Origin of the sequence: Arenibacter sp. P308M17, from assembly GCF_003426735.1 — a bacterium.
Taxonomy (GTDB): Bacteria; Bacteroidota; Bacteroidia; order Flavobacteriales; family Flavobacteriaceae; genus Arenibacter.
The window spans coordinates 426472-433872 of the sequence record NZ_QVON01000005.1 but is presented as its reverse complement, the minus strand read 5'-3'; the positions used below and the strand labels follow the sequence as shown (position 1 = coordinate 433872).

1 protein-coding gene is annotated in these 7401 nt (G+C 45.3%); it reads right to left on the bottom strand.

From position 1 onward, the window contains the following. The coding region (locus tag D0S24_RS14415) for a malectin domain-containing carbohydrate-binding protein (RefSeq protein ID WP_117020590.1) at nucleotides 1-7319 on the bottom strand (7319 nt) is incomplete at its 3' end. Nucleotides 7320-7401 lie beyond the last annotated feature (82 nt).

The following is a 7401-nucleotide window of genomic DNA, read 5'->3' as shown; positions in this document are numbered from 1 at the left end:
GTTACGTTCCAAATAAAGGAGACCATGGCGGATTCCGCAGGAGTGCCGTCATCGGTGACCGTTACCTCTACCGTATAAGGGCTGTTGGCTTCTGCACCAGTAGCGATGGTTCCGCTGATCAGTCCCGTAGCGGTATCTATACTAAGGCCGGTGGGCAGCCCGGTGGCAGAATAGCTCAGGCCATCGTCCTCAGGGTCCGTGGCCACGACCTGTAACGAGACCACTTCGCCCTCAATGCCGTTCTGTTCGCCCGGATTGGTGACCACAGGTGCCTGGTTGGCAGGAGTGTTTACTGTTATAGTTAGGGTTGTCGAATTCGTAAGAACCCCATCACTTACCGTTAGCTCTACCTCATAAATACCAGGTGTATTGAATACATGCACTGGATCTGCGTTTGTATCGTTAGGGGTCCCGTCCTTAAAGTCCCAAATATATCCTGTTATTCCAGAGTCATCCGTTGAATTGCTTCCTGTGAAACTTACCGTTAAGGGTGCATCTCCAGAAGTGATATCAGCGGTTGCTACCGCTACAGGAATTTGATTTCCTGTATCCCCTATATTCCATACAAACTCCAGTACGGTAGATTGGGCCGGATCACAGTCATCGGTAACCGTAACTTCCACGTCATAGGGACTGTTGTCCGAGGCACCGTTGGATCCCCCGCCCTGCACTGATTCAGAGGCATTGAACAGTTGGGTCGTGGTATAATTCTGATCTACTTTATGCAAGGTTGCCCGATCAATAACATGGCCACTGGACCTGGACGCAATTTCCATGGTATAAGTACCTGGATTATCGAATTGTACAAAAACAAATTGCAATTCATTATCACTGGTTTGTGTATCCCAATTCCATGCAATTACATTGGTATACACTTTAAACCAACCTGCTGAGGTTGCTCCATTAACAACGGGTGTTTTGCCAACACCACCAGGGTATTTTCTGGGCATAGCACCTGAAGTAACGCCCGAACTGAAAAAGTCATCGGCATCCGGGAAGCGCAACCACGCATCGTTATGCTCCGTATTTGGATTGGTCGGGGCTATGGTCCCAATCTTATTGTGCCACTGGAATCTATAAACTCCGGGCGTTGTGATATTGATTTGAGTGGTTATGGTTCCATTGCCCGGGGTATTAAAGCTATCCACAGAATTAAATAGATAACCTGATCCCGTAAAGCCGGTAAGAGACGATTGCTCGGACCAATTGCTTCCAAAATCCAGATTTTCCATTTCCATTACTACCAATCCATTACTTTCCTGATAAGCTCCACTACCCGTACCGCCAGTAGATACCGTCCCAGTAATTAATCCAGTATTGGCATCTATATCCAGGCCGTCGGGTAATCCTGTTGCACTATATGTAACATCGGTACAAGACCCAGTGGCTTCAATTTGAAGGGAAACAATATCTCCCTCAATATTATTTTGGGTACCTGGATCGGTAACATCCGGAACATTTAGCGCATTGGACAAATTAATTTCCTTGGACGAATTATTTCCGTAATTAATGGTCAATATGGCGTTTCTGTTGGCTCCGGTACCATTAAGGGCAATTTCAATTGGATGTGTAGTATTGGGATTCAACAACTGATCGGTCAATTCCCCGGATACAATATTAAAGTCGGCCGCATCGGTACCTGACAACACCATTGAAGTTACCATTACCCCTACGTTTCCATTTTCTATACCCAAATCGATAGTCTCGGTAGCTCCATCAGCTATCAATAAACTGCCCAAGGCATTAAGCTCACTTGCCACACTTGGACTACCTAAAGGGGCATCCTCACCAAAATACTCCATATTCTTTTGGTTGCCACCACCCTGTACCGGAGAACCGGCCAAAATAAAGACACCGTTTCCGGAAACTATAGCCTGGGTACCATGTCTTGGTGAATTTAACCCAGGTAATGTACTCCATGATTGGGATAAAGGATCATACTCCTCCACTGTGGTCAAAGAGGGACCGGCAGTTTCACTTTCTCCACCGATCACCATTAATTTATCATTGAATTTTACTGCTGAAGAACCCCCTCTTGGTGTTGGGATATTCTGACCAGCGGGTAAGGTACTCCAACTTTGAGAGCTAAAATTATATACATCCACCTCCGGTATGGTTGGTGCAAATGTTCCTCCGGCCCCGCCTGAAAGACGTCCCCCTGAAACATATAGCTTGTCCCCAATGGCTACCGCAGCAAAATGATCCCTTGCTCTTGGCGCATCGGCCAAAGCAGTCCATGTTCCAGTAGCTGGATCAAATTCATCGAAGTATGGAACGTAGCCACCGTTATGTCCCTGTGTGTTACCGGCCACAACGTAAAACTTATTATTGTACAGCACCAGGCCTGCCGAACCTCTTCTTCTATTGACAGGGATTTGAGGACCCTGAATCCATTCTTCGTTGGCCGGATCAAAGGCCCAGACATATTCTGCCGGGGTTTCGGTAGGGAAGGCATTGTCCTTAAAGGAACCTATTACCCAGATCAATCCTTGATACTCCGTGGCTTGGAAATGGTTAAACTCAAAAGGTGCGGAATTAACCAATGATGTCCATGTATCCGAAGTATAATCGTACACGTCTATGGTTCTGGAATTCTCCCTTCCGCCCATTAGATAGAATTTATTACCTGCCTGAACAAAAGAATTTTCATGTCTTGCCGTATAGGTTTCATTTTCATTCTTATTGATCCAGGTGGAGGCAATATTCCAGGAAAACACCCTACTGGCAGGAGCGGAACCAGGCTTGGCCACGGTAACGACTACCTGGTGCATCCCATTGTTGTTTGGCCCTCCACTAGAAGCTGTAGGATCTACTGTACCAGTAATTTGACCATTGCTTGGATTTATACTTATCCCCTCCGGTTGTCCGGAGATATAGTAAGAGATATCCTCACTTGGATCTCCACCGGCCGCTGCCGCACTAAAATTAACTACTTCGTTAATATCATTGGCTTGGTTGGCAATGGCAGATAAGGTTAAAACGGGATTGGCAGTATCCACCTCATATATTTCTATGGCACTAATTATTGGATTATCTGCAATTCCGTGTAAAAAGAGTAGATTTAATTCCCCATCATTGAGGGTCACTGGAAAAGATAGCATACCCGCTACCAAATGTCCAAACTCGGATATTAGATCAAGATCATCCTTTACAATTACCCCTTCCAATGAAATATCGAAAATTCTATCTCCCACCTGATTGGCCAACTCATAGCTATTTCCCAAATAGAGATTTACCATATAATCCCCATTTTCCAAAGGAAACTCAAATTCCATCTCCGCTCCTCCAACGGCATCATAACGTTCCCTACCAAAAATGCTGCTAAACGTAGTGTTATCCATATAGGCGGGTATGGAACTATGTCTTTGATCGTATGGTAAACTGGCATTAATGGAAAAACCGGTATTAACAGAGTACATACTTGATGAATAGGCCCCATTGGTATTATTGAATTTCCAATCCACACCATTGTCGGTCGCGGTAACCTCGTTACCGCCAACATTGACCCTATAGGAGCTGGCGTCAAATATGACCCATTGGAAGGAAACACTTACCGCATCATTGGTCAGACCATCGCTATCGTCTACGGTTATCGTTACATTATACGGACTGTTCACTTCAGCACCAATGGCCACCGTTCCCCCAATTTGTCCATTGGTAGGCTCAATAACCAATCCTGGTGGAAGTCCTTGTGCGGAATACTGTTTATTCCCATCACCACCATAGGCGGAAACCGCAAGATTTCCGATCAACTGTTCCCCTGTATTGGTTTTTTGATCTGCAATAGGATCTACATAAATAGGAGTTTCCGAATCGGAGGCATCCAAAATTTCAATTCCATTTATCATAGGGTTTTCAATGCTACCATGAATAAAGGAAATATCTATAGTCCCGTCGTTTACTTTAATAACATGACTTATAACGGCCCCCACTTGGTGACCATAGGCAGCTGACAAGTCTATATCGTTCAGGGCCGGATACGTTATTCCTTCCATTTGAACATCAAATAATCGTTGTCCCGGAGCTGAAGTTCCGGACCAGCCATTCCCCATATAAAGTCTTACTTCATAATTCCCGGGCTGTACCACAGGGAACGAATAGGTCATATTGGGTACTCCTTGTACATTGTCCGCCCTTTCTGTATTAAAAATTGCAGCGGGTGTTGTAGCGGGAACACTGGGACCACTATTAACTGAAAAGGCAAAGGCTTGGTTACTTCCCGGCACGGAGAGATGGGTAGAATTGTTGGCCGGAGTATCCTGCTCCCAAACAATACCTCCATCAATGGCCGCTATTTCCGGTCCGCCTGCATTTACCCTATATAATACAATAGGGGCATCCGTTACGGTTACGGTAAAGGTCTGTTCCACAAAATTGGTATCCCCATCCGTGGCACGTATCGTTATATCCGACACGGCCGGAGCTCCTGGAAAGGACAAGGTCAATACGTTGGTATTGATCACTGCGCCTATGTCCGTGTTGGAATTATTCTGAACCGTATAGGTAAGATTGGCAATACCCCCATCGTCATCGAAAAAATTATCCAAAGTTAGTACCTCATCGGCAGAATTGATCATTCTATCCAAATTTGGAATGGTATTGGTAATAAATGGAGTACTGTCCAAAACATTTAGAAAATCCCAAGTCCCCTGTAATTCTACCCCAGCAGCATTGGAAGTTCCTATTAGGCCAACGGCCAAATCTGTTGAAGCTTGTTGTAAAGCGGTCAATAAGTTACCAGAGGCCGTTATAGTGCCTAAAGTAGTACGTGGTGCAACCCCCACTAGTGTATACTGACAAACCACTTCCCCATTGGAAGGATCTACCACAAAATAGAATACCACGCCATTGGGACGATCCTGAACGGGAACCACAAAATCCAAGGAAGGTTGTGGCACATCATTGATTTCCTGTAATGCCGTTATTCCATTCTTGGTAATAACCATTTTTATATAGTTGCCCTGGGTTCCATCGCCCATAAAAATCCCGAGCTCTCCATTGGGAGCGGCAGCATTTCCATATAATTGTAGCGGATCGTTAAAATTGGCCAAACTACTGGCTACCGTAAATGTTGAGGTGGTCTGTTCTACCTGTACACCGTACTGAAAGCCTTTTTCTTGGGTATTGGCAGCGCCCAAAGCGGTTCCGGAAGTCATATTCACTGTCATGGCACCAATGGCACCTCCCAAAATATCATTGGGATTGGGGTCATTGGGGTCGTCCTTTCTATCTATCCAATTCAACCAATTGGGATTGGCATCCCCGTTGTTCATTAAACCGGTCATCCCAAGCCCCAAATATCCGCCTAATCCGGTATCCGAAAACAGTTCATTAACAACTGGTATGGTAAATGCATCGCTGCCCGCAGTATTTGGATCCCCCAATTGAAAAGGGTCCAAGGCATCATTTATACCATCATTATCATCGTCCAGATCATTAAGATCGGACATCAATGGGGCTCCAGCATCTTTGTCGAAATCGCTTGGTTGCGACCCTCCATTACAAGGGTCGCTACCATTATCTTCTTCATCCTGATTGGAATAGCCATCACTGTCATAGTCCGCATTGGCATCATATCCCGGTTCTCCCGGTGCTATACAATTAACAAGGTCCGCAGGTTCCAAAACCACTATTTTGGATAAAACATTGGGGTTTTCACCGTCCCCTTTGTATATCCCGACCCAGATCGTTCCTGGAAAAGGATCTGTATCCCCGTTACAACTTATCCCTAGGGCATTGCCTCCCAAATTGGAAGCAAAAATTGGATTTAAAGTCTCTAGACTACCGTCCGGATTAAGCTCTGCCCTTCTTAACTGTTGAAAATTGGTACCGGCTAGAAGATCTCCTTGCATGGCTCCGTTAAAGTTGGTAGCCGTATATTCATCAATACCGTTAGTGTTGGTCCCCCATGTCGTGACCGGGTTATCGTCCGGACCATCCGGATTGGTTATCCCAGGTCCCCTCCAATCGCCTTCTACGGCATTGGCAGTAGGTACCGGTGGCCAATTCGCAGGTAGGGCATTGTTGGCATCTGTAGTTGAGCCCGGTCTAGATCCGTCGGGATCATAGGTGAGCGTTCTTAATACAACCCCTGCATTGCTTGTGGGATTGGGAGTGATATATAGTCCAGCACCGGTAGGATTTGCCCTGACCGGGTTTGGATGTCCACCATAAAAACTTCCAAAAACATAATTCTGAATATCCGTGGTAATCAACTGCAGGTGGTCCTCATTATTGATTTGTTCTCCTCCAAATGGGGAAGAACTTCCCGGTTCTCCCACCACATAATTATTGGTAACATTGGCAGTACCCTCGTTCTCGGGAAAACCGCCCCATCCGCCATTGGCACCATTGTCCGTAACATAGACGGCACCACTTTCGGTCACTACCAAATCATATGCGTTTCTATATCCAGGGGAGAAAATTTGAACCGGTCCCCCATTGACCACCATGGCCTGGTTAAGACCATCATTTCCTCCAAACGGATCATTCACATCAATACCGTTATAACCAGGTGTATCCGGATCGGTAATACCGTTTGCATTGGGGCGTGTAGGATCGTCCAAAGTAGGAATATCATATATATAATTACGACCGCCATCATTCTGGATGGGAAGGGCTTCCAACATATCCAGATTTATAGATAAAATAGCCGCAGACAGCGCATACTCCATCGCATAGTTAAAATTAATGGACGGGCTTCCCCCATTGGTATGCCCCCCTTGCGCCACAATTAAATAATCTATACCGCTTACGGTAACAAACTCCAATCCATTGGTAGCATGGTTTTCCTCTGAACGTGGCAAGCCCCTAACGATATCCACCACATCCCATGAAGACCCGTTCCACGTAAACCTGGTAATCACCCCAGAGTTGGTGTCCAGTCCAAGATCACCATCTCCTCCGTTAGTCCCCCCCCCAATCCTGAAATCGCTAGAAGTAGCATAAATAACGGGGTTGGCAGCGGTTCCTGCAACCGTAATCCCTGTGGTCTGTCTTAAAGTGGAAGCATCCTCGGTACCATCGTCGTTATGGTTTTGAATTCCATTTAGACCGGTGATCACTTCAGTATTTAACACTTTATAATCGCTGGGACCGTCCCTTTGGATGGTCAAGGCTTTGATGGTACCCGAATATTCGGCAAAATATAACCGCCCATCAGGACCAAATTTCAAGGAGGTGGTCACCAAAGCATTACCGGTTCCATTAAAATCCAAGTCACTTTGAGAAAAATTAACCTGTGCATTTATCAGGTTAAATCCAAGGAAAAATAAGCCAAAAATAATAAATGAATAAAATTTGGAGTACATGTGTTTCATATTCCTAAAGTTAAAAAACATTCTAATTTTAATCGGCTTGAGGCCGGCTTTATAAGTTAAATCAAACAAATATAAAGTAATA